Origin of the sequence: Pectobacterium sp. 1950-15 (assembly GCF_037136835.1) — a bacterium.
Lineage (GTDB): Bacteria > Pseudomonadota > Gammaproteobacteria > Enterobacterales > Enterobacteriaceae > Pectobacterium.
The window spans coordinates 105,374-126,478 of the sequence record NZ_JBBBQR010000005.1 but is presented as its reverse complement, the minus strand read 5'-3'; the positions used below and the strand labels follow the sequence as shown (position 1 = coordinate 126,478).

Sequence of the window (21,105 nt, the reverse complement as noted above, 5' to 3'; positions counted from 1 at the left end):
AAATACCTGTTAATTACTGTGGCACATGTCAGTTATTTCGCGGGAGCAGGGGGGATAAATCACCGCCACCTGCTCTCTGTTATCGGATTAAATATCGATATCCAGTATGGCCGAGCTTAATCCTTTGCCGTGCATATCCAGTGCCAGTGAACGCGTAACACCACCGCCCAGAGCACCGTACATAACGAAGTTCAGAGCGCCGATCGCGGGTAGCTCATAGCGAACGACATCACCTGTCACGATATCGGCAAACCAGGCCTTTACTTTCTCGGCCGTGATCGTCTCTTTCAGCACGTCATAGTCTTCTGCCCGGTAGGCAATCAGCGAAATATTGGAGGTATTTCCTTTATCGCCGGTACGGGAATGAGCAATTTCACGCAGTTTCATTATTTAATCTCCAGATAATCAACGGCTGGTGTGACGCAGGCGCGAGACAGCAGGGTAGAATCCATCGCCAGTATTTCTTTCACCGCTTTGTTAACACCGCCGCCGCCTGCCGGGCCATTGGTATAGAGCGTTTCAACTTCGTTGCCCACTTTCACCGCCTGCGCTCTGGTGGTGCAGCGTGCCGCGACGCGTGCGCGGACTTCATACGGTTCGCTGCTTTGCGACCGTTGCGCACCGTGCAGGGCATCGACACCGATCAGGTCATAGCGCACTTCCTGAAGATCAATCTGGCACAGTGCAAAGCGCCCTTTGACGATATCCAGCGCTAAACGGCCGCGCGCGACGGCACCGGGGCCGGCGTAAGAAATTTCGCCTTCGCCGATGAACCCGTCCTGATAGCCGACGGAGACTTTCAGCGTGTCGGTTTTCGCGCGTCCGGTGGCACCCTGCACGCGTACGCGGTTTTCACCGTCTTGGGTAAACGTGACGTGGCTGAAATCGGCAATCACGTCCGGGGTGATATAGCTATCCGGGCGGTGGATTTCGTACAGCAGCTGTTCTTTGCAGGTATCCACACAGACGCGGCCGCCGGAACCTTCTACTTTGGTAATCACGGCGCTGCCATCTTCGCTAATTTCCGCGATTGGGAAGCCCAAACGATCAAGATGAGGGATGTCTTTAACACCAGGATCGGCGTAGTAGCCGCCGGTGATTTGACCTGCACATTCCAACAGGTGACCGAGGCAGGTACCTTTGCCCAGATGATCCCAGTCATCGGCTGCCCAGTTGAATTCATACATCATGGCGGACAGGAACAGCGACGGGTCGGAAACGCGTCCGGCAATAATCACGTCTGCGCCCTGACGCAGAGCCTCTACCAGTGCATCCGCGCCCAGATAGGCATTGGCGGAAATAATGTCTTTGCCGCAGCGTGAAACAGGCTGACCTATCTCATCCAGCTTGGAATCCTGTGCAATCAGTACCGAATGCACATCATCACCGGTGACGACGGCGATTTTCAGCTTGTCTGCGCCAATCTCTTTGGCGATTTCCAATACGCGCTGACCGGCTGCCACGGGGTTAGCCGAGCCCATGTTGGTGATGATCTTGATACCTTTTTCCAGACAGAGCGGCAGCACGGCGTGCATGCGGTCAGACAGCAGTTCGTTGTAGCCCTTTTCCGGGTTCTGCTGCTTCTGCTTTTGGCCGATAGCGATAGTGCGTTCCGCCAGACATTCAAATACCAGATATTGAATGTCACCTTTTTGAGCCAGTTCTACGGCCGGTTCGATGCGATCGCCCGCATAGCCAGCGCCGGAACCAATACGAATTGTCTTCATAAACTTACCTTTATCAATGAAATGTGTCTGTTGGCGTCATCAATGGGAAACGGTGCGTTTCCTACAGAGGAAAGACCCCGAAGATGACGCAGGCGAACGTCATGATGACGCTGGCGGCCCAGAGCACAGGGATAGAGAACTTCTGGTGGTCGGCGAGATCGACACCCGCCAGACTAACCAGGAGGAAGGTGGCAGGCGTCAGCGGGCTAACCGGGAAGCCAGTGGTCATCTGTCCTAATACGGAAGCCTGCGCGACCTGAATCGGTGGTACACCCAGCATGTCCACAGTGTGGGCAATGACTGGCATGATGCCGAAGTAGTACGAATCAGGGTCAAACACCAGACTCAGTGGCATGGAGATCAGGCCGACGATAAACGGAATGTGGGAGGCAAAAGATTCCGGCACAAAGCTGACCGCCGAGAGCGACATGGCTTTCAGCATACCGGTGCCGCTCATGATGCCGGTGAACGCACCCGCTGCAAACAGGATGCTGGCCATCATCAGCGCCGCTTTGGCATGGGCATTAATGCGCTCTTTCTGCATTTCAACGTTGGGGTAGTTGAACATCAGCGCCAGCGTCAGCGCGATCATGAAGGCGACCGTAGGTGAAATTTTGGTAAACACCATCGTGCCGATAACGGCAAGCACCAGCGCGATGTTGACCCAGAACATCTTCGGACGACGCAGCGCTTTTTCGGCATCGGTCAGTTCTTTCACATGCGCTTCGGCCGCGATGGACGGTGAGCTGCCAGCCAGCGGATTACCCGACGCTAATCCCAGACGCTTCTCTTCTTTTTTGCCCCAGTAATAGCCCATGAGCACCATGAAGGTCAGACCGCAAAGCTGCGCTGGGATAAGCGGAATAAACAGGTCATGCGTGGTGGTGTTTAACGCGGCGGCGGCGCGGATCATCGGCCCGGTCCACGGCAGGAAGTTAACACCCGCGCTGAGTGCGGTAATACCGACCAGAATGCGCTTGTCCATGCCGAGCTTATTAAACAGCGGCAGCATTGCAGGAATGGTGATTAGGAAGGTGACGGCACCGTTACCGTCCAGATGCGCGATCAGTGCTAATACGCCCGTGCCGATAATGATTTTTACCGGGCTGGTGCCGACCATGCGTAAGATCCCTTTGATGATAGGATCAAACATGCCAGCATCGGTGACGACACCGAAAAAGGCGATGGCAAACACAAACATCGCCGCCATTGGGGCCAGTTTGGTGATGCCGTCCACCACGTATTTCGCGGTATCGGTGCCGCTGCCTGCCGCGAGCGCGCCAAGAACGGGAATCACGATCAGCGCCACCAGAGGCGACATTCGTTTGGTCATGATGAAAAAGAGCAGGGTGGCTATGGTTAGCACCCCGATGAGAGCTAGCATAAAAGATCCTCTTTAATAATATATTTGTATGTTGCCTATTTGTTTTATTTACAATAAATTAAACAACTCAATAACAATCCTTGTCATAATTAACAAAACAAATGAGTGCTTACGCCAGAGTCATTTGATTTCTTGTCTGCACTATTTTTATCACCCTCAACCCTCTTTATACTAACTCGTAATCGCAATGGTTTTATTCGTAAATCTGATGGGTTTATTTTATTTGTTAATGGTATTAACTGTTTTGATTTTCTTATTAATGTCTAATTGATTGATTTGGTTTATTTAATTGGGTCTTTTTACGTAATTGTTTTTTATGATTTGTGATATTTATCGAAAGTGTCCATTTTTATGAATAGTGGGCTGTGTTTGAATGGAATTAAATAAATGCGGGAAGGATCATAAAAATGGCAGTTACCGATTTTTTTTATTGAATTTGTTCCTTTCTTACCGGAGACTTCATTTTATTTATATAAAAACACTATGAACTTATCGATAAAACAATTACGAGCCTTTATCGCGCTGACGGAAACCGATAATTTCACGCGCGCGGCTCAGAAAATAAATCTCTCTCAGCCTGCATTTAGTTCATTAATTGCCGGGTTGGAGGAAGAAGTCGGCTATCGGCTATTTGACCGTGATACACGTAAAGTGCAACTCAATGCTGATGGCCTCCATTTCATTGATATTGCCCGTCGGCTGGTGCAAACCCATGACGATGCCGTCGGTGAAATCAAGTCGTATGCCACGGGGTACAAAGGGAAGATTGTACTGGCGGTATTGCCGTCAATGGCAGTGGAATGGTTACCTCAGGTGCTGGCGCAATATCACCGCGCTTACCCCAAGATTAAGGTTGAACTGCTGGATACGCAGTGGGATCGCTGCCTGAAGGCGGTGCTGGATGGGCGCGCCGATCTGGCGCTGACGGCAGGGCAGCCGTCACCGGGAACGTTCAGTTCTCGCATGCTGTTTGCCGACAGCTTTTATCTGATCTGCCAGAACTCGCACCCGTTGGCGCAGCGCGACAGTGTCGATGTGGCCGATGTCGCGCAATACCCGTTTGTCGGGTTCTGCAAAGGCACCAGTATCCGACAGTACACCGATCAGCTTATCGAACCGGAAGGTTTTAACTACGTGCTGGAAGTGCGTCAGTTGACCACCATGATGGGGCTGGTGGCGGCAAATTATGGCGTGAGTATTGTGACGGGGCTGACGCTGTTCCAGTTTCAGCACAAAGACATTGCGATTATCCCATTCCGGGATTTATCGCTACAGCGCGGTATCTATCTGGTGACGGATAGAGAGCGCCAGCTTTCGGTGTGTGCGAAAGAGTTTTATGATTTTCTTCTGGAACGGGCAGAAAGTTTTGTTCCCGCCGCGTGAGAACCCAAACCGTCCGCAGCGCGGGGCTTAACTCGCGTGCAGGCGGTTTGGCGATGGCCGGTATCAGGGTTTTTTCTTTGGCCAGTCGTCGTCTTCATCGTCCCATTTATCGTTGTTGTCACGATGCGGGGGAAGTTTGGGTTTGTTGAGCAGAAAACGCGTGTGGTCAACGTTGCGCAATTCTTTGATGCCGTTAATCAGCATGCCTATCAGGATAATCAGGATTATCCACCAGTAATCAGCCAGCCATGCCATGGTTACGCCTCATCAACATTATGAATATAACGGGTAAACAGCTGCGGCAAGTTCTGGCAAAGCCAGTGGTAGCCTGCAATATCTTCATCTTGCCAGGCGGCAAGAATGAGGTCGGGTGTAAGCTGTTCTTCCGCATACTGTGCTAATGGATAATAGCTGATATGCCAGGGTTCGACTGCGACACCGCCGAGATCGTGCGCATAAGGCCGATAAAAACCGTATTCATGCATGTGCGCGCTCATCCACGCGTTCAATGCGGCAAAATAACCGCCTTCTTCATATTCCCACGGCTCCAACTGGAGCGAGCTGCCTGCGGGTAATAAATCGGGATCGTAGATATCGAGATCGCTGCCCCAGTGGTGACGGCTGGAGCCGGGCATGGCAGACCAGCGTAGAATCGCTTCACAGCGCTCGCCGTCGTCCAGAGATGAGACATCCAGCGGCTGGCTGTTTGCGTCCATGACGGGACGCTCGCCGCGAAATTTACCATTCCAGATCTGACGCTGGCGTTCGAAATCACGAAACGTGCTGGCAGGCTGTAGGTTAAACCCTGCGGTTTTTGCCGCCAGCTGGAGCGCCAGAAATGCCGTTACCGCCTCCGGCTGAAGGCGATGGCGACCGTCTAAAGCGACCAGATGCTGGTCGCTTTTACCGGTTAACATAGCTGACGTCATCATGCGATGAGCTGCTCCATAATGCGCTGGTACATGCGGCTCAGCAGTTGCAGGTCTGCGGCGCTGACGCATTCGTCCACTTTATGGATCGTGGCATTGACGGGACCCAGTTCAACCACCTGCGCGCCCATACGAGCGATAAAGCGGCCATCGGAAGTGCCGCCATTGGTCAGCAGCTCTGGCGTAACCTCATTGTAATGCTTGACGGCATTCACTACGGCATCGACCAGTTCGCCGCGTGCGGTCAGGAATGGCTGGCCGGAAAGCTTCCAGTCAATGGTGTAATTGAGCTGGTGGCGATCCAGCAATTCCGCTACGCGCTGTTGAATCAGCGTATCCGTTAATTCGGTGCTGAAACGGAAATTAAACTGCACAAACAGTTCGCCGGGGATGACGTTATTGCTGCCGGTGCCTGCCTGAATATTGGCAATCTGCATAGTGGTTGGCGGGAAGAAATCGTTGCCCCGATCCCACTCGGTGGCGATCAGCTCGTTCAGCGCTGGTGCTGCTCGGTGAACAGGGTTGTCCGCCAGATGAGGGTAGGCAACGTGCCCCTGTACGCCGTGTACGCGCAGGTTCGCCGTGATGGAACCACGACGGCCGTTTTTTACCACATCGCCCACGACGTGCGTACTGGACGGCTCGCCGACCAGACAGTAGTCCAATCGCTCGTTGCGTGCCATCAGCGCCTCAACCACTTTTACCGTGCCGTTAACGGCGCTGGCTTCTTCGTCCGAGGTAATCAGAAACGCAAGACGCCCTTGATGATTCGGGTGGGCGGCGACAAAGCGCTCGGCGGCAATCACCATCGCGGCCAGTGAACCTTTCATGTCCGCCGCGCCACGGCCGTACAGCATACCGTCGCGAATGATCGGCTCAAACGGCGGGTGCTGCCACTGGCTTTCATCCCCGCTGGGAACCACGTCAGTGTGCCCGGCGAAGGCCAGCGTTTTTCCTGTGCCGCGCCATGCCCAGAAATTTTGGGTATCGCCAAAATCCATTGCTTCGACGGTAAAGCCCATCGCTGCCAGGCGTTCAATCATGAGCGCCTGGCAGCCCTCGTCGTTCGGGCTAAGGGAAGGGCGTTTAATTAACTGTTGAGCGAGCTCTATGACTGGGCAAGACACGTTATTTTTTCTCCGCAATAAATTTCTGGTAGCTGTCGATACTGAACCCCAGCAGCGCGTTGCCGTCATCGGCAATCAGCAACGGTCGTTTAATCACCGCCGGCTGCTCCAGCATCAGGTTTTTGGCGGCCTCTGCGCTGTCGTGGTTATCGCTGTTGATGCGTTCACGCAGCTCTTCACTGAGCTTACGCCAGGTTGTTCCACGTGTGTTGAGTAAGGCCTGAAACCCCAGTTGGTCGATAAAGCGCTGGAGCAACTGTTCATCCAGACCGTCGGCACGGTAATCATGGAAGCGATACGCCACCTTTTGATCGTCCAGCCAGCGGCGCGCTTTCTTTATAGTGTCACAGTTTTTGATGCCGTACATGGTCAGCGCCATAGGGGTAAAATCCTTTCTGCTTATTGGGTTGCATAACGATTGCTGTACTCGACAGCACGGCCCGACGGGGCCCGATCGTGCGATAGCCCAGCATGCCGAAAAAAGGCGGGGAGATCTACTGTGAACTGTGTAGCAGAAATAAATGTTAGTACGCTTTTTATACTGGTACGGTACTTTTATTTGATTAAAAACTGTGCATATAATACGTCGCCGTTAATCACCAAGAGGTTTGTATGGTAGAAGTAGAAGTAAGCACTTGGAAAGATTTTATTGAAACAATGTTACGTAAATAATAACGAGAAGTACTGTTAGTCATTCCATACCAGGAATAAAATTATGCGAAAAAGCAGTATTGAGTCTCTCAATACTGCTTTTTTTCTATCCTCGTCATACTTCAAGTTGCATGTACGTTGGCTTTCCTCGCTCACCCCAGTCACTTACTGATGTAAGCTCCTGGGGATTCACTGTGTCGCCGCCTGCCTGCAACTCGAATTATTTAGAGGAAAAAAGGGGAAACTTGAGTGAATAAAAGAGGGTATTATTAAGTTCGCGGGTAATTTCCCTTTTATTCAATTAATTCATCATGATGATTGGTTAAGCGCAAATTTTGCTGCGGCAATCGCGTGAAGCTTGCTGGTATCAAAAAGAGGAACTGTCGCATCTTGATCACCGATCAGTAACGGAATTTCTGTACAACCCAAGATGATGCCTTCTGCGCCTTGCTGTTCAAGCTGCTGGATAATGTCCCGATAGGCCTGCCGTGAGACGTCGTTAATGTTCCCCAGACAAAGTTCGTCGTAAATGATGCGATTAACGATCGCTTTTCCCTCATGGTTGGGAACCACTACCTCCACGCCAAATCGTTCCTGAATGCGCTGACGATAGAAATCTTGCTCCATTGTGTAGCGGGTTCCGAGCAGGCCGACTTTCTTCAATCCGTGCTGTTTCAGGCTGGCGCCGGTGGCATCGGCAATATGTAAAAGAGGAAGCTGGCAGGCACGTTCAACGTCATCGGCCACTTTATGCATGGTGTTGGTACAGATGACGATAGCATCCGCGCCTGCCTGGCGTAATCCCACCGCGATATTGCCGAGGACGGCGGCTGACTGCTCCCAATCACCTTGTGCCTGCAATTGTTCTATCTCGTGGAAATCGACGCTGTGCAGGATGATTTTGGCGGAGTGCAGGCCACCAAGTTGGCTTTTCACATACTCGTTGATGAGACGGTAATACGGGATGGTGGATTCCCAACTCATTCCCCCGATCAGACCCAGCGTTTTGCTTACCATACTACCTTCCTTCGATATCATAAAAAGTGATGAATCGGCCCGAACCGAGCGCTCTGTGTTCTGCATCGAGTTAAAATAGGGCAGCGAGGTCGTCCGGTATATCTTTTTAGCGATTTTTATCACTTTTTATCCAACTTCAACTGGACAAAAGGCCAATCTATTGTTGTACTGTACCTGACACAGATTTTGTGTCTTTCATTCATGTAAAGGTAAGTTTGATGTCTAAGATTAAAGGTAGTGTTAAGTGGTTTAATGAGTCCAAAGGCTTCGGTTTCATTACTCCTGAAGATGGTAGCAAAGACGTGTTCGTACACTTCTCTGCCATCCAGAGCAATGGTTTCAAAACTCTGGCTGAAGGTCAGCGTGTAGAGTTCGAAATCACTGACGGTGCCAAAGGTCCTTCTGCTGCTAACGTTAACGCTATTTAATTATACCGATTTCGTGAAAAACCCGCCAATGGCGGGTTTTTTTTGCTTAATTTTCCACGTGCTATCCATTTCCACAAGATATCAGTGTGTTGTCACCCACGTGACCAAGGCAAACGCCAACGCGGTCATCAGTAACGACCCTGCCAGATTCAACAGCACATGTAACCCCGCCGCTGCCAGCTGCCCGCTTTGCAGGAACATGACAACCTCTGCGGAAAAGGTAGAAAACGTCGTTAAGCCGCCGCATAGCCCGGTGGTAATCAATATTTTCCAGTCCTGATCGAGATGAGGATGGCGCAGGAAGAAAGCGAGTGCGCCGCCAATAACAAAGGCACCGATTAGATTGGCAAGCAGGGTGCCCAACGGCAGCGTTGGGTACAGATTATTAAACTTCACGCCGAGCTGCCAGCGCGCCACGCTACCCACTCCGCCGCCAATAAATACCGCGAGTAATGTACTAAACATAGAAACCTTTCCTGGCCTGTTTTTGTTTGGATGTTCTTACATCGATTGTTTTCACGATCTCGGAGAGTATTGGGCAGGACGCTACGCCCTCTCTGCGAGGTGGACGTAGACATCATTAGCCGGGTGGCGGTTGTACCCTGTCTGCAGCGGTCAGCGTTTTGGCTGCGCCAGGGTAGGGAGGAATGTCATCTCCGCGCAGTGGGGGAGTTTACGCCTTCAGAAGGGATTTTTGTAGTGAGGCTGAGGGGGAAAGTTGTAAAGCAATCTGAATGCGTGCAAAAGCGCTACGTCTTACTTTGTTACAGATGCCAATTGTGTCGTGCTGCGTAAGGTTTTACATAGAGGACATAGGATATAAAGCATTTTTTCGACAAGCACGTGTTCTCGTTCGCTGGCGTCTCCAGCATCTGTAAATCAGGTAGGTCTGTATGGAAGGTATTAGTATTGCCAAGCTGTTGGTAATTGGCGCATTAATCATTCTGCTGTTCGGTACGAATAAACTTCGTAGCTTAGGCGGTGATCTGGGCGCGGCGATTAAAGGTTTCAAGAAGGCGATGAATGACGATCAGCCAGCAAAAACGGATGATACCGCAGCGCTGAATGATTCGTCGCGCAAAGAATCCTGATCACGCCTCACACAGCAAAACGGACGGCAATAGCCGTCCGTTTTTTATCCCACACAAAAAATGTGTAAAAATGTATGAGCGCTTATTTTACTTCGATGCCCTTCGCCTGCAGGTCGGCATGGTAGGACGAGCGAACAAATGGGCCGCATGCTGCGTGGGTAAAGCCCATCGCCATCGCTTCCGCTTTCATCTCATCAAATTCATCAGGGCTGACGTAACGCTGTACCGGCAGGTGATGGCGGCTCGGCTGTAAATATTGTCCCAGCGTCAGCATTGTCACACCGTGGCGGCGTAGGTCGCGCATGACTTCCACGATCTCAGCATTGGTTTCCCCCAATCCAACCATCAGGCCAGATTTGGTCGGGATATCTGGATGCGCTTTTTTGAAGTTTTCCAGCAGTTTCAGTGACCACTCATAATTCGCGCCAGGGCGAACCTGACGATAAACGCGCGGTACGTTTTCCAGATTGTGGTTGAACACATCCGGCGGCGTAGCGGTCAGGATCTCTAACGCGCGATCCATACGACCACGGAAGTCTGGCACCAGCGTTTCGATGCGGATATTCGGGTTTTTACGGCGAATAGCGCTAATGCAGTCCGCAAAATGCTGTGCTCCACCATCGCGCAGGTCATCACGGTCAACCGAGGTGATCACAACGTAGCGTAAGCCCATGTCATGGATAGTCTGAGCCAGTTTCTCTGGCTCATTGGCATCTGGCGTAAGCGGGCGGCCGTGGGCAACGTCACAGAACGGGCAGCGACGCGTACAAATGGCGCCCAGAATCATGAAGGTGGCGGTACCGTGGTTGAAACATTCCGCCAGATTCGGACAGGACGCTTCTTCGCAAACTGAGTGCAACCCGTTTTTGCGCATGGCCGCTTTGATTCCCTGAATACGGCTTGAATCTGCCGGAAGCTTAATCTTCATCCATTCAGGTTTGCGCAGAAGCTCTTGGCGTTCGGTAACGACAGTACGTACCGGGATTAGCGCCATCTTATCGGCATCGCGGTATTTGACGCCGCGTTCGATCTGAATCGGTTTACTCATGTTTGCGTAAGTTCCAGTTCTGAATCGTTTCTTTAAATTTGTTATTCAAATTCAAAGGATTATGTTTTTGATTAAACTTTTTTTTAAAAAACTATAAAAATTATATCATCTTGCCTAACCACAATCAGCCTTTGCGCGATCAAAATGAAGAAATTATGTGAATAAAATGTAATTTATCAAAAAACGATCGCCTAACTGACTGATTTTTATTGACAGGATGAAACATGTTAACCAGGAAGCGGCTCACCCTGTACATCAAGATTCCACGGAGTAAACTCGGGTGCGGAATAGCCAACTAACTGCAAAAAGGTGTTCACCAGCACGGGAGCGGTGTCATCCAACGTGACGCCCGGCACCAGATCGCTGATTTGCGTCATCTCCATACCGGCGTAACCACACGGGTTGATGCGCAGGAAAGGGGAGAGATCCATGGCGATATTGAGCGCTAACCCGTGGAAAGAGCAGCCTTTGCGAATACGCAGTCCCAGCGAGCAGATTTTACGTTCGCCCACATAAACGCCGGGCGCATCAGGGCGCGCATGGGCGTCAATATGGAAGTGCGCCAGTGTGCCAATCACGGTATTTTCAATGGCAGTGACGAGCTGACGAACGCCAAGCTTACGGCGCTTCAGATCAATCAACACGTACATGACCTGCTGGCCGGGGCCGTGGTAGGTCACCTGACCGCCTCTGTCGCTCTGAATGACGGGGATGTCACCGGGCATGAGGACATGTTCGGCTTTTCCCGCCTGACCTTGTGTGAATACGCGGGGATGCTGAACCAGCCAGAGTTCGTCTGGGGTATTCTCATCGCGTCGGTCGGTGAAATTATGCATCGCCAGAGAGACGGGCTCATACTGCTGTACGTCAAATTGGCGTACGATGATCTTATCCTGTAGCAAGTGTGTCATCTTCAGGTTAAGGAAAGGTGGGAGGATTATAACGGCGGGAGGCCTCAGCGAACAGCACTATGCAAATTATGTAGTGCAAAACGTGGGTGGCACAAAACTACGCACGATAATTATGGCATCACAAAACTATGCCGTGCTCGCTAATTTTCCCGCTCGTTCTTTTTACTGCGTGATTCTTACAGAACCCTATGCCTTACAGAACCATGCGCACGATGTTGATGTTGCCCAGTTCTTCGTACAGCGTTTCCACCTGCTCAATGTGTGTCGCAGTGATGGTGATGGAAACGGAGTGATAATTCCCTTTGCTGCTGGGTTTGATCTGCGGCGTGTAGTCGCCTGGCGCATGACGTTGTACCACTTCAACGACCAGATCGACCAGCTCTGGTTTTGCCTCACCCATGACCTTGTAGGTAAAAACACAGGGGAATTCAAGCAGTTCGTTTAATTTGGTTTTCATTTGCGCTCCAGAGAGGGTAATACGTCGGCATCATCCCGACGGTATTAGCACTGACATAAGTACATTATACTAAAAAAGCATAACTCCCGCGTTCTGCGGGAGTTATGGATGCTATCTATATGGGGGCGTTTTGGCCCCACACAAGGGGGGCTTAGCCGAACCAGTGATGGAACATCAGTTTGATGTAGTCGATCATACGGCCAAAGATCCCGCCTTCTTTCACTTCGTTCATGACCACCAGTGGACGCTGGTCGATGGTTTTGCCATCCAGTTGGAAGTTGATGGAACCCACAACCTGATTTTTCGCTAACGGCGCGTGCAGCTCAGTGTTGTCCAGAACGTAGCTGGCTTTCAGATCTTTCATACGGCCACGTGGAATGGTCAGGTAGGCATCTTTCTCAACGCCCAGCGCAACGCGGTCACTGTCGCCAAACCAGACCGGCTCGGATGCAAATTCTTTGCCTGCTTTCAACGGCGCAACGGTTTCAAAGAAGCGGAAGCCCCAGGTCAGCAGTTTTTTACTTTCTGATTCGCGCCCTTTGGCATTACGTCCGCCCAGTACCGCTGAAATCAGGCGCATCTGACCTTCTGTTGCCGAGGCAACCAGGTTAAAGCCAGCTGATGACGTATGGCCCGTTTTGATGCCGTCAACATTCAGGCTGGAATCCCACAGCAAACCGTTACGGTTAGGCTGACGGATATTGTTGAACGTGAACTCTTTCTCTTTGTAGGTCGCGTACTCTTCTGGCACATCGCGGATCAGCGCCTGACCGATCAGGGCCATATCACGCGCCGAGCTGAACTGGCCCGGTGCATCAAGACCGTGCACGGTTTCAAAATTGGTATTTTGCAGCCCCAGAGCCTTCACGTAACCGTTCATCAGGTTAACGAAGGCATCCTGACTGCCGGCAACGTAGTCGGCCATCGCGACGCAGGCATCGTTACCGGATTGCAGGATAATACCGCGGTTTAATTGGGAGACGGGAACACGGTCGCCCGGCTTCAGGAACATCAGGGAAGAGCCCTGGAAGGTCGGGTTGCCGGTTGCCCAGGCATCTTTACCGACGGTAACGATGTCGTTCGGGCTGATTTTTCCTGATTTAATTGCCTGACCAATCACGTAGCTGGTCATCATTTTCGTTAAGCTGGCCGGATCGCGGCGCGTGTCAGCGTTCATTTCCGCCAACACTTTTCCAGAGTTGTAATCAATCAGGATGTAGGATTCAGCATCGATTTGCGGAACGCCGGGGATCATCGTTTTAAGATTGATATCTTCGGCATAGGCAAAGGAAGAGGCGCTAATGACGAGCAGTGCGCCAAGCGCAGTACGCTTAGTAAAACGAGACGTGTTTACAGTATTCATGATTGGAACAACAACATCCGTGGGTATGAGTTAAAAAACGAGCCACACTATAGCAGATGGGGAATAGGCAGGCATCAGACATTACGTTACGTGATTTTGCAAAAGGGCGGTATGTTCAATGTCATAGCCGCTGCTTTCGCATGGTGAGCCTGCCGATTATCCGTGACTAGAGGGTGCCGGGTGCGGCGGTAATAAACGACTGCTGCTGAGCTTCGACTGACAAACGTTGTTGAAGTTCAGCGGCTTGCTGACGATTCTGGAATGGCCCTAGCTGGATGCGGTATAGCCCGCCGCTCGCTGTGACTTTACCGGCTACGCGGAAGCGTTCGCTCAGGCTGCGCTGCCAGGTTTGTGCACGCTGCTGATCGCTCAGCGCACCGACCTGAACCACATAGCGACCCGTGGCTGAGGGGGCTGTCGTTGAGGGCGCGGCAACGGCAGCCGCTGGCGCGACGTTCAGTGGCGCTGCGGATGAGGACGGTGTCGTCGTCGGTGTCACGCTGGACTCAACTACGCCAGCGCGCAGTGCGGAAGGGGCTCCCAAAAAGCCACCGCTGTGCGACGGCGCACTGCTTTGCGGCTGCGTGCTTTCTGCTGGCACGCTCAGGTTGCTATTGCTGATTGGGCGAACGGCGCTGTTGGGGGTTGGCGACGTGGTTTCCATCATTGGCGTACCCAATCCGCTGGCGCCGAAGCTCGGGCGCTCTGGTAGGGCGAAGCTTTGCTTGGCGACGGTGGTACCCACAGTTCCGGGACCGGAGAGCGTGCCATCTGGCGCGACGTTGATGAAGTCCACTTTTACTTTGGTATTGTTCGAGATATTCAGTCGATCGCCTGCGGCCTTCGACAGATCGATAATTCTACCCGGCGTATACGGCCCGCGGTCGTTTACACGCACAACCAGACGGCGACCGTTGCTCAGGTTGGTGACGCGGACATAGCTCGGCAGCGGCAACGTCGGGTGCGCGGCGGTGATCGCATTCGGATCAAACGTCTCGCCGATTGACGTGCGGTTACCGCTGGCTTCTTCGCCGTACCAGGCGGCTAAGCCGGTCTCGCTAAAGTTTTGCGGATCTTTGACAATTTTATAGCTCTTGCCTTTGATGCTGTAGTCTTGCAGCGTCCCCTGATTGTAGGGTTCGTAACGTGGTTCCGCACCGCCGATTTCCTCAACGGGGCCGCTATAGACCTGAGTCACGGGCGGAGCAGGCTTCCGCTGTTCCGTGGTGGTACAGGCAGCAAGCGCCAGAGTTGCTACGCCGATCCAAAGCCAATCCTTACGCATTGCTCACCTCGTGTTATAAATTTTTGGATAGCAGTTTGCGGTGAGTATGTATCGACATGACGATACCGAACCCCGCCATTAAGACGACCAGCGCCGATCCGCCGTAGCTGATTAGCGGTAGCGGCACACCAACGACGGGAAGTATACCGCTGACCATCCCGATATTGACGAAAACATAGAAAAACAGAATCAGCATCAACCCGCCGACCATCACCCGGCCGAATGAGGTTTGTGCATTAGCGGCAATGACCAGACCGCGCATGATCATGAACAGATACATCGCGAGCAGAATCAAAACGCCGATTAAGCCGAGCTCTTCTGACAGCACGGCAAAGATAAAGTCGGTGTGGCGCTCAGGCAGGAACTCTAACTGAGACTGTGTGCCGTGCAGCCAACCTTTGCCAGACAGGCCACCAGAGCCTATCGCAATTTTCGATTGAATAATATGGTATCCAGCGCCAAGCGGATCGCTTTCTGGATCGAGCAGCATCATCACCCTGGCGCGCTGATAATCATGCATCAGGAAAAACCAGAGTATAGGAATAAACGCGGCGAGCAGCAGGACGGCGATACCAATTAAGCGCCAGCTCATGCCGGCGAGGAAAAGCACAAACAGCCCCGATAGCGCGACCAGAATTGAGGTGCCTAAATCCGGCTGGGCGGCAACCAGTAGCGTAGGGACAAAGATCAGTACCAGCGCGATTGCCGTGTTTTTTAACGACGGCGGACACATATCACGGTTGATAAAACGCGCCACCATGAGCGGTACGGCGATCTTGGCAATTTCCGACGGCTGGAAACGGATAAAGCCCAGATCCAGCCAGCGCTGCGCGCCTTTACTGATCTGCCCGAAAATATCCACGATGAGCAGCAAAATGACGCAAAATACATAGAGATAGGGAGCCCATCCCTCATACACGCGAGGGGGGATTTGTGCCATCACGATCATCACCGTAAACCCCAGCACGATTTGAACGACTTTTCGTTCCATCATACCGACGTCTTGCCCGCTGGCGCTCCATAAGACAAATAGGCTATAGCCCAGCAGTGCCAGGATGCAGAGAAGAAACGGGAGGTCGATGTGGATTTTCGCCCAGAACGATCCCTTTTGTTGGCTATCGGTCATGACTGTCTGTTACTCACTCTCGCTACCCGGTGGCGCAGGGGGCGCACTGGGTAAATCAGTATTGTTATCACCCAGCAGAATATGATCAAGGATCTGGCGAGTGATGGTGCCAACGGTCGGGCCTGCGCCGCCGTTTTCCAGAATGATCGATATCGCGACTTTAGGATTCTTATACGGGGCAAAGGCAACCATTAACTTATGGTCACGCAGATGTTCTGCGATCTTGTGCGCATTATAGGTTTCGTTTTCTTTCAGGCCGAAGACCTGCGCCGTACCGGATTTTGCCGCAATTTTATAAGGGGCATCCTCGAAACTTTTGTGCGCGGTACCGTTAGCACGGTTAGCCACGCCATACATGCCATCTTTTGCCACTTCCCAGTAGCCAGAATGAATGTCGCCAATTTGCTGATTCTCTGCCTGTCGGTAAGGCACAATAACGCCATTTTCGCGCGAACTATAAAGTAAATGCGGTGTTTTGACCTGGCCGTCGTTGATCAGTGTCACCAGCGCTTTATTCATCTGGATCGGCGTCGCCGTCCAGTAGCCTTGGCCGATCCCGACGGGAATGGTGTCGCCCTGATACCAGGGTTTTTTGAATTGTCTGAGCTTCCACTCACGGGTTGGCATGTTACCTCGGCTTTCTTCCGAGATATCAATACCGGTTCGTTGACCGTACCCGAATTTGTTCATCCATTCGGACAGCCGATCGATTCCCATGTCGTAAGCAACCTGATAGAAGAAAGTATCCGCAGACTCTTCCAGCGATTTGGTGAGATTCAGGCGGCCATGTCCCCATTTTTTCCAGTCGCGAAAACGCTTTTCTGAACCGGGTAACTGCCACCAGCCGGGATCGAACAGGCTGGTGTTGGTCGTAATCACGCCCGCAGTCAGGGCGGAAACCGCGATATAGGGCTTCACGGTGGAGGCGGGTGGGTATATCCCCTGCGTCGCACGATTGATCAACGGACGATTAGGATCGGTTTGTAGCTTGGTATAGTTTTTGGTGGAAATCCCGTCGACAAAGAGGTTGGGGTCGTAGCTGGGCGTGGAAACCATCGCCAGAATACCGCCATCGCGCGGGTCGGTGACAATGACCGCAGCACGGCTACCTTCGAGTAATTTTTCGATGTAGATTTGCAGGCTTAGATCCAACGTCAGGTAGATATCGCGTCCGGCCTGGGGGGGTTGTTCATGGAGCTGACGGATTACGCGGCCGCGGTTGTTGACTTCAACTTCCTCATAGCCGGGTTTGCCGTGCAGCAAATCCTCGTAATGACGCTCGATACCCAACTTACCGATGTCATGCGTGGCGGCGTAATCGGCGATTTTCTCTTCTTTGGTCAGCCGTTCTACGTCTTTATCGTTGATTTTGGAGACATAGCCCGTAACGTGCGTCAGCGCAGAACCGTAAGGGTAATAGCGACGCTGGTAGCCTTTAATTTCAACGCCGGGGAAGCGATATTGGTTGACGGCAAAACGGGCAACCTGAATCTCACTGAGCCCGGTTTTCACCGGAATCGAGGTAAAACGGCGTGAGCGTTTACGTTCTTTTTCAAAACTTTCCAGATCGTCATCGGTCAGGTCGACGACGGGACGCAGCGCTTCGAGCGTGTCTTTAAGATTGTCGACTTTGTCGGGCACCAGCTCTAACTGATAAATGGTACGATTTAGCGCCAGTGGGGTGCCGTTGCGGTCATAGATGATGCCGCGGCTGGGCGCGATAGGAACCAGCTTAATACGGTTTTCATTAGAACGAGTGCGGTAATCATCAACCCGCACAATCTGCAGATGATAAAGGTTAGCGACTAATACACCGGAAAGCAGCAAAATGCCCAGAAAGGCGACCAAAGCACGGCGCACAAACAGGGCGGACTCAGCCGTATAATCTCGAAAGGGTTTACGTTCTACTTTCATCCAGCGTTATTTCACAGGTTTCATCGTATCGCCTTACTCCCGATGGTAAGGGTGATTAGTCGTAATGCTCCATGCACGATACAGGCTCTCCGCCACCAGTACACGAACGAGCGGGTGCGGCAGCGTTAAGGGCGAGAGCGACCAGCTTTGTTCGGCTGCGGCTTTGCATTCTGGCGCAAGACCTTCCGGCCCGCCAATTAGCAGGCTGACGTCGCGCCCGTCCTGTTTCCAGCGCTCCAGCTGTTGTGCCAGCTGCGGTGTCTCCCAGCGAGTCCCAGGAATATCCAGCGTAACAATGCGGTTGCCTTTGCCCACCGCCGCCAGCATCTGTTCGCCTTCACGTTCCAGAATGCGTTTGATGTCCGCATTTTTACCCCGTTTCCCCGCCGGAATTTCGAGTAGTTCGAAAGGCATGTCTTTGGGAAAACGGCGCAGATAATCGGTGAAACCAGTCTGCACCCAGTCGGGCATTTTGGTGCCAACGGCGACCAGTTGCAGTTTCATACTAGCCCCACAGTTTTTCCAATTCGTACAGCTGGCGACTTTCTTCTTGCATGACATGAACCATCACGTCACCCAAATCGACAACAACCCAATCAGCGGCGCTTTCGCCTTCGACGCCGAGTGGGATCAGACCCGCGGCGCGTGAAGATTGCACGACGTGATCGGCAATAGAAGCGACGTGGCGCGTAGAGGTTCCCGTACAGATAACCATGTAATCGGTAATGCTGGATTTACCCTGCACATTGAGTGCAACGATATCCTGAGCTTTTAAGTCATCGACCTTATCAATAACGAAATCTTGGAGTGCTTGGCCTTGCAAAGGTTCCCCCTCAATGGCGTTCTGTCTGTAACTGACAGACGCGTGTGGCGCTGAATTGTTTAGGAAAAACGTGAATCACCGAGTAATTGCTGAGAATTTCCGCTTTTCCCGGTGATTGAAACCAGCCGCGGAGTATATCACGCACTTTTACCGAGTGGTATAAAGCCCGTGGCTGATGGACAGGAAAAGCGATGTTATTGGTACAGACCGTTTTCGTTGATGTAACTGAGCACGGCGGGAGGCAATAAATCGTGGCAGTCCAGACCTTGTAGCCGACGTTGGCGAATTTCCGTGGCGGAAATGGTGACCAGCGGCGTGTCTGCCAAAAAGATCCGCCCTTGCGGTTGGCGATGAAGATCGTCTGGCGCGTGGGTCAGATGCTCGTCCAGCCACTGTTGTAATTCGGGTGTTTCCAGCGTTGAGCGATAGCCGGGGCGCGCGCACACCAGCAAATGACAGACGCCGAGTAGATCCTGCCAGCGGTGCCAATGGTGTAGCGTCAGCAGTGAATCCTGCCCGATGATAAAACCCAGCGGCGCATGACGGCCTTTTTCAGCCCTCAACGCTTCCAGTGTTTCAATGGTGTAAGAGGGGGTTTGCCGTTGCAGTTCACGATCGTCCACGGTAAAGAGCGGATTGCCTTCAACGGCCAGCTCAGCCATATGAAAACGCTGTCGGGAACTGGCTTCAGGCTGCTGTCGATGCGGCGGAACATTATTGGGCATCAGGACAACCTGAGTCAGCCCCACGAGATTTGCCAGTGCTGTCACCGGCTGAAGATGACCGTAATGAATGGGATCGAACGTGCCGCCAAAAAATGCGGTCAGCGATGGCGTAGCGGGGGAACTATTCAGATGAATGCCTCCGGTAATGCTTTGCCGCACAGCAGCATGGCAAGGGATTCAAGTTCAGCCCAAACAGGCTGACCGTAGTCTTGCTTTAGCGTTATTTCCACCTGCGCCAGTAATCGCACAGCCTGCTGTAGCTGTTGAAGAGAAAGTCGTTGTAATGCCTGAGTGAGCAGGTCACGCCGATTTTGCCACACCTTTTGCTGATCGAATAATGTACGCAGCGGTGTGTCTGACATACGCCGCTTCAGCGTTAACAGCTGTAGCAACTCACGCTGTAGCGTGCGCAGCAAAATGACCGGCTCGCAATCTTCCTGTCTTAGCTGCTGCAAAATGTGCCAGGCGCGTTTGCCTTTGCCTGCCAGCAGCGCATCGAGCCAATGAAACGGCGTGAAGTGGGCGGCATCATTCACGGCGCTTTCCACGCGCGGCAAGGTCAGCTTGCCATCGGGGTAAAGCAGCGATAGCCGTTCTAATGCCTGAGACAGCGCGAGAAGATTGCCCTCGTAGCAATAGCAAATAAGCTGGGTAGCCTGTTCATCCAGCGTCAACTTCATGGTTTTGGCACGCTGGGCGACCCAGCGGGGAAGCTGTGCCTGTTCCGGCGTGAGACAGTTGATATAGACGCTGTCTTGCGCGAGCGCTTTGAACCAGGCGCTGTTTTCCTGCGCTTTGGTCAGCTTATGACCGCGCAGAATCAGCAAAATATCGGGGTGCAATAGCCCAGAAAGCTTGACCAGGTTTTCGCTTATCGCGGCATTTGGGCCGTTTTCCGGTAGAACCAGTAAGAGTGATTGGCGCGAGGCAAACAGGCTGAGCGCCTGACAGGTGCTGAAAATGGCATCCCAATCGGTATGAGGATCCAGAATAAAGCTGAAATGCTCACTGAATTCGTGCTGTTGAGCGACCCGTTTAATGCTGTCGAGACTTTCCTGTAGTAGGAGTGGGTCTGTGCCAAAGACCAAATAACAACCGCGCAGCCCCTCATGGAGCTGCGCGGTGAGTTGTTCGGGGTAAAGCCGAATCATGAACGCTTGGCGGCAGCAGTGGAATCGGTGGACTGCAACCGATTTTTGACTTCCTGGCTACCGTTGATGGTCAGCAGTTTACGCACCAGCTGCTGGGCTGCCTGCTCACGCATTTCCTGGCGAACGATGTCCTGTTCGGCATCTTTCGCCAGCGCAGCCAGCGGGTTATCAAAGAACGTGCGGAACACCGTCACGCTGAGCGGATAAATGTCTTCACCCGGCATCAGCACCTGTGCCTGCAATGTCAGCACCATCTGGTACTCCGCTGTTTTACCATCCTGAAAAATCGAGACGGTATCGCGCGTTTCGCTTGAGCCCAGTACCCGCAGAGACGGGATATCCTGACGCATCGCATCGTCAACGATTTTCACATCGCTGAGACGGAGCTGCTCGCGTACTGCACGCGTGAGCGGGCCATAAGGGTCACTGCTGTCAAGCACCAGCGTTTGTAACTGCGCAGGCACTTGTGTCGTGCCGCGCAGATGAAAACCGCAGCCAGCGGTGATTAACACCGCCAGCCCCAGCAACAGCGTGAATAGACGATGTCGCACAGTTCCTCCTTGCC

General features: G+C 52.5%; 25 protein-coding genes and 1 riboswitch. Of the genes, 4 read left to right on the top strand and 21 right to left on the bottom strand.

All coding sequences use genetic code 11. The features are described 5' to 3' along the window. Nucleotides 1-87 precede the first annotated feature (87 nt). The 3 genes from WCT94_RS07965 to WCT94_RS07955 form a co-directional block, all read right to left on the bottom strand. Complete coding sequence (locus tag WCT94_RS07965) at nt 88-387, bottom strand: AtuA-related protein (protein WP_319847024.1); 300 nt, start codon at nt 385-387, stop codon at nt 88-90. Next, nucleotides 387-1,727, bottom strand: coding sequence for an acyclic terpene utilization AtuA family protein (locus WCT94_RS07960; protein WP_336868973.1), 1,341 nt, complete (start codon nt 1,725-1,727; stop codon nt 387-389). The genes WCT94_RS07965 and WCT94_RS07960 overlap by 1 nt, the downstream gene beginning before the upstream one ends. A 61-nt stretch (nt 1,728-1,788) precedes the next feature. Next, entirely contained in the window at nt 1,789-3,111 is a 1,323-nt protein-coding gene (locus tag WCT94_RS07955; protein WP_336868971.1) for a CitMHS family transporter, read from the bottom strand. 483 nt (nt 3,112-3,594) lie between these two features. Between WCT94_RS07955 and WCT94_RS07950 the strand changes: the two genes are divergently transcribed. Next, nucleotides 3,595-4,494 carry a LysR family transcriptional regulator gene (locus tag WCT94_RS07950; protein ID WP_180778347.1) on the top strand — a complete coding sequence of 300 codons (900 nt, stop codon included), beginning with the start codon at nt 3,595-3,597 and terminating at the stop codon, nt 4,492-4,494. A 63-nt stretch (nt 4,495-4,557) separates the two neighbouring features. On the opposite strand, the gene WCT94_RS07945 is transcribed toward WCT94_RS07950, so the two are convergent. From WCT94_RS07945 to WCT94_RS07930, 4 genes are read right to left on the bottom strand one after another with little or no spacing between them, the layout of a single operon-like run. Then, the gene (locus WCT94_RS07945; RefSeq protein WP_015839454.1) at nt 4,558-4,749 is read right to left on the bottom strand and encodes a YpfN family protein; all 192 of its coding nucleotides are present in this window, start codon (nt 4,747-4,749) and stop codon (nt 4,558-4,560) included. 2 nt (nt 4,750-4,751) lie between these two features. Next, entirely contained in the window at nt 4,752-5,426 is a 675-nt protein-coding gene (locus tag WCT94_RS07940) for a M15 family metallopeptidase (RefSeq protein ID WP_336868969.1), read from the bottom strand. Further along, a complete protein-coding gene (gene dapE / locus WCT94_RS07935) occupies nt 5,423-6,550 on the bottom strand; it encodes a succinyl-diaminopimelate desuccinylase (protein WP_336868968.1) in 1,128 nt (375 codons plus the stop codon). The genes WCT94_RS07940 and dapE overlap by 4 nt, the downstream gene beginning before the upstream one ends. A gap of 1 nt (nt 6,551) precedes the next feature. Further along, the gene (locus WCT94_RS07930; RefSeq protein ID WP_336868967.1) at nt 6,552-6,929 is read right to left on the bottom strand and encodes an ArsC family reductase; all 378 of its coding nucleotides are present in this window, start codon (nt 6,927-6,929) and stop codon (nt 6,552-6,554) included. Between the two features lie 233 nt (nt 6,930-7,162). Here WCT94_RS07930 and ypfM point away from each other — a divergent pair, with 233 nt between their 5' ends. Continuing rightward, nucleotides 7,163-7,222 carry a protein YpfM gene (gene ypfM, locus WCT94_RS20820; RefSeq protein WP_145962348.1) on the top strand — a complete coding sequence of 20 codons (60 nt, stop codon included), beginning with the start codon at nt 7,163-7,165 and terminating at the stop codon, nt 7,220-7,222. Between the two features lie 288 nt (nt 7,223-7,510). On the opposite strand, the gene WCT94_RS07925 is transcribed toward ypfM, so the two are convergent. Beyond that, complete coding sequence (locus WCT94_RS07925) at nt 7,511-8,218, bottom strand: aspartate/glutamate racemase family protein (protein ID WP_336868966.1); 708 nt, start codon at nt 8,216-8,218, stop codon at nt 7,511-7,513. Nucleotides 8,219-8,436: 218 nt separating this feature from the next. On the opposite strand from WCT94_RS07925, the gene cspE reads away from it, so the two are divergent. Further along, nucleotides 8,437-8,646, top strand: coding sequence for a transcription antiterminator/RNA stability regulator CspE (gene cspE / locus WCT94_RS07920; RefSeq protein ID WP_005976270.1), 210 nt, complete (start codon nt 8,437-8,439; stop codon nt 8,644-8,646). A gap of 81 nt (nt 8,647-8,727) precedes the next feature. Here the strand turns inward: cspE and crcB are convergent, their stop codons facing one another. Beyond that, entirely contained in the window at nt 8,728-9,111 is a 384-nt protein-coding gene (crcB, locus tag WCT94_RS07915; RefSeq protein ID WP_095994005.1) for a fluoride efflux transporter CrcB, read from the bottom strand. A 99-nt stretch (nt 9,112-9,210) separates the two neighbouring features. After that, nucleotides 9,211-9,313: riboswitch (Fluoride riboswitch) on the bottom strand. A gap of 226 nt (nt 9,314-9,539) precedes the next feature. On the opposite strand from crcB, the gene tatA reads away from it, so the two are divergent. Then, the gene (gene tatA, locus WCT94_RS07910) at nt 9,540-9,737 is read left to right on the top strand and encodes a Sec-independent protein translocase subunit TatA (protein ID WP_015839460.1); all 198 of its coding nucleotides are present in this window, start codon (nt 9,540-9,542) and stop codon (nt 9,735-9,737) included. A gap of 82 nt (nt 9,738-9,819) precedes the next feature. Here tatA and lipA read toward each other — a convergent pair whose 3' ends face one another. The 12 genes from lipA to lptE form a co-directional block, all read right to left on the bottom strand. After that, on the bottom strand, nt 9,820-10,785 hold the full coding sequence (lipA, locus tag WCT94_RS07905; RefSeq protein WP_010298756.1) for a lipoyl synthase: 966 nt from the start codon (nt 10,783-10,785) through the stop codon (nt 9,820-9,822). A gap of 227 nt (nt 10,786-11,012) precedes the next feature. Continuing rightward, entirely contained in the window at nt 11,013-11,696 is a 684-nt protein-coding gene (gene lipB, locus WCT94_RS07900) for a lipoyl(octanoyl) transferase LipB (protein ID WP_336868965.1), read from the bottom strand. A 193-nt stretch (nt 11,697-11,889) separates the two neighbouring features. Further along, the gene (ybeD, locus tag WCT94_RS07895; protein WP_194429800.1) at nt 11,890-12,153 is read right to left on the bottom strand and encodes a DUF493 family protein YbeD; all 264 of its coding nucleotides are present in this window, start codon (nt 12,151-12,153) and stop codon (nt 11,890-11,892) included. 151 nt (nt 12,154-12,304) lie between these two features. Then, nucleotides 12,305-13,516: a D-alanyl-D-alanine carboxypeptidase DacA gene (gene dacA / locus WCT94_RS07890; protein ID WP_014700744.1), complete on the bottom strand. Its 1,212-nt coding sequence runs from the start codon at nt 13,514-13,516 to the stop codon at nt 12,305-12,307. A gap of 166 nt (nt 13,517-13,682) precedes the next feature. Beyond that, on the bottom strand, nt 13,683-14,801 hold the full coding sequence (gene rlpA / locus WCT94_RS07885) for an endolytic peptidoglycan transglycosylase RlpA (RefSeq protein WP_194429801.1): 1,119 nt from the start codon (nt 14,799-14,801) through the stop codon (nt 13,683-13,685). A gap of 13 nt (nt 14,802-14,814) precedes the next feature. Beyond that, nucleotides 14,815-15,927 carry a peptidoglycan glycosyltransferase MrdB gene (mrdB, locus tag WCT94_RS07880; RefSeq protein WP_015839464.1) on the bottom strand — a complete coding sequence of 371 codons (1,113 nt, stop codon included), beginning with the start codon at nt 15,925-15,927 and terminating at the stop codon, nt 14,815-14,817. Between the two features lie 9 nt (nt 15,928-15,936). Then, nucleotides 15,937-17,841, bottom strand: coding sequence for a peptidoglycan DD-transpeptidase MrdA (mrdA, locus tag WCT94_RS07875; RefSeq protein WP_336868964.1), 1,905 nt, complete (start codon nt 17,839-17,841; stop codon nt 15,937-15,939). Between the two features lie 33 nt (nt 17,842-17,874). Further along, nucleotides 17,875-18,345: a 23S rRNA (pseudouridine(1915)-N(3))-methyltransferase RlmH gene (rlmH, locus tag WCT94_RS07870; RefSeq protein WP_015730925.1), complete on the bottom strand. Its 471-nt coding sequence runs from the start codon at nt 18,343-18,345 to the stop codon at nt 17,875-17,877. A 1-nt stretch (nt 18,346) separates the two neighbouring features. Beyond that, on the bottom strand, nt 18,347-18,664 hold the full coding sequence (rsfS, locus tag WCT94_RS07865) for a ribosome silencing factor (RefSeq protein WP_010284049.1): 318 nt from the start codon (nt 18,662-18,664) through the stop codon (nt 18,347-18,349). Between the two features lie 194 nt (nt 18,665-18,858). After that, on the bottom strand, nt 18,859-19,548 hold the full coding sequence (nadD, locus tag WCT94_RS07860; protein WP_336868962.1) for a nicotinate-nucleotide adenylyltransferase: 690 nt from the start codon (nt 19,546-19,548) through the stop codon (nt 18,859-18,861). Then, nucleotides 19,515-20,540: a DNA polymerase III subunit delta gene (gene holA / locus WCT94_RS07855; RefSeq protein WP_336868961.1), complete on the bottom strand. Its 1,026-nt coding sequence runs from the start codon at nt 20,538-20,540 to the stop codon at nt 19,515-19,517. Before holA ends, nadD begins: the two co-directional genes overlap by 34 nt. Next, entirely contained in the window at nt 20,537-21,091 is a 555-nt protein-coding gene (lptE, locus tag WCT94_RS07850; protein ID WP_319847039.1) for an LPS assembly lipoprotein LptE, read from the bottom strand. Before lptE ends, holA begins: the two co-directional genes overlap by 4 nt. Nucleotides 21,092-21,105: the final 14 nt, after the last annotated feature.

Bases quoted from the DNA above. Each gene is read 5' to 3' on its own strand.
- WCT94_RS07960 (WP_336868973.1), bottom strand. From the start codon at position 1,727: ATGAAGACAATTCGTATTGGTTCCGGCGCTGGCTATGCGGGCGATCGC.
- mrdB (WP_015839464.1), bottom strand. From the start codon at position 15,927: ATGACCGATAGCCAACAAAAGGGATCGTTCTGGGCGAAAATCCACATC.
- holA (WP_336868961.1), bottom strand. From the start codon at position 20,540: ATGATTCGGCTTTACCCCGAACAACTCACCGCGCAGCTCCATGAGGGG.
- dacA (WP_014700744.1), bottom strand. From the start codon at position 13,516: ATGAATACTGTAAACACGTCTCGTTTTACTAAGCGTACTGCGCTTGGC.
- WCT94_RS07925 (WP_336868966.1), bottom strand. From the start codon at position 8,218: ATGGTAAGCAAAACGCTGGGTCTGATCGGGGGAATGAGTTGGGAATCC.
- rlpA (WP_194429801.1), bottom strand. From the start codon at position 14,801: ATGCGTAAGGATTGGCTTTGGATCGGCGTAGCAACTCTGGCGCTTGCT.
- WCT94_RS07950 (WP_180778347.1), top strand. From the start codon at position 3,595: ATGAACTTATCGATAAAACAATTACGAGCCTTTATCGCGCTGACGGAA.
- WCT94_RS07955 (WP_336868971.1), bottom strand. From the start codon at position 3,111: ATGCTAGCTCTCATCGGGGTGCTAACCATAGCCACCCTGCTCTTTTTC.
- ybeD (WP_194429800.1), bottom strand. From the start codon at position 12,153: ATGAAAACCAAATTAAACGAACTGCTTGAATTCCCCTGTGTTTTTACC.
- tatA (WP_015839460.1), top strand. From the start codon at position 9,540: ATGGAAGGTATTAGTATTGCCAAGCTGTTGGTAATTGGCGCATTAATC.
- lipA (WP_010298756.1), bottom strand. From the start codon at position 10,785: ATGAGTAAACCGATTCAGATCGAACGCGGCGTCAAATACCGCGATGCC.
- rlmH (WP_015730925.1), bottom strand. From the start codon at position 18,345: ATGAAACTGCAACTGGTCGCCGTTGGCACCAAAATGCCCGACTGGGTG.
- lipB (WP_336868965.1), bottom strand. From the start codon at position 11,696: ATGACACACTTGCTACAGGATAAGATCATCGTACGCCAATTTGACGTA.
- WCT94_RS07940 (WP_336868969.1), bottom strand. From the start codon at position 5,426: ATGATGACGTCAGCTATGTTAACCGGTAAAAGCGACCAGCATCTGGTC.
- WCT94_RS07930 (WP_336868967.1), bottom strand. From the start codon at position 6,929: ATGGCGCTGACCATGTACGGCATCAAAAACTGTGACACTATAAAGAAA.
- cspE (WP_005976270.1), top strand. From the start codon at position 8,437: ATGTCTAAGATTAAAGGTAGTGTTAAGTGGTTTAATGAGTCCAAAGGC.
- WCT94_RS07965 (WP_319847024.1), bottom strand. From the start codon at position 387: ATGAAACTGCGTGAAATTGCTCATTCCCGTACCGGCGATAAAGGAAAT.
- crcB (WP_095994005.1), bottom strand. From the start codon at position 9,111: ATGTTTAGTACATTACTCGCGGTATTTATTGGCGGCGGAGTGGGTAGC.
- WCT94_RS07945 (WP_015839454.1), bottom strand. From the start codon at position 4,749: ATGGCATGGCTGGCTGATTACTGGTGGATAATCCTGATTATCCTGATA.
- mrdA (WP_336868964.1), bottom strand. From the start codon at position 17,841: ATGAAAGTAGAACGTAAACCCTTTCGAGATTATACGGCTGAGTCCGCC.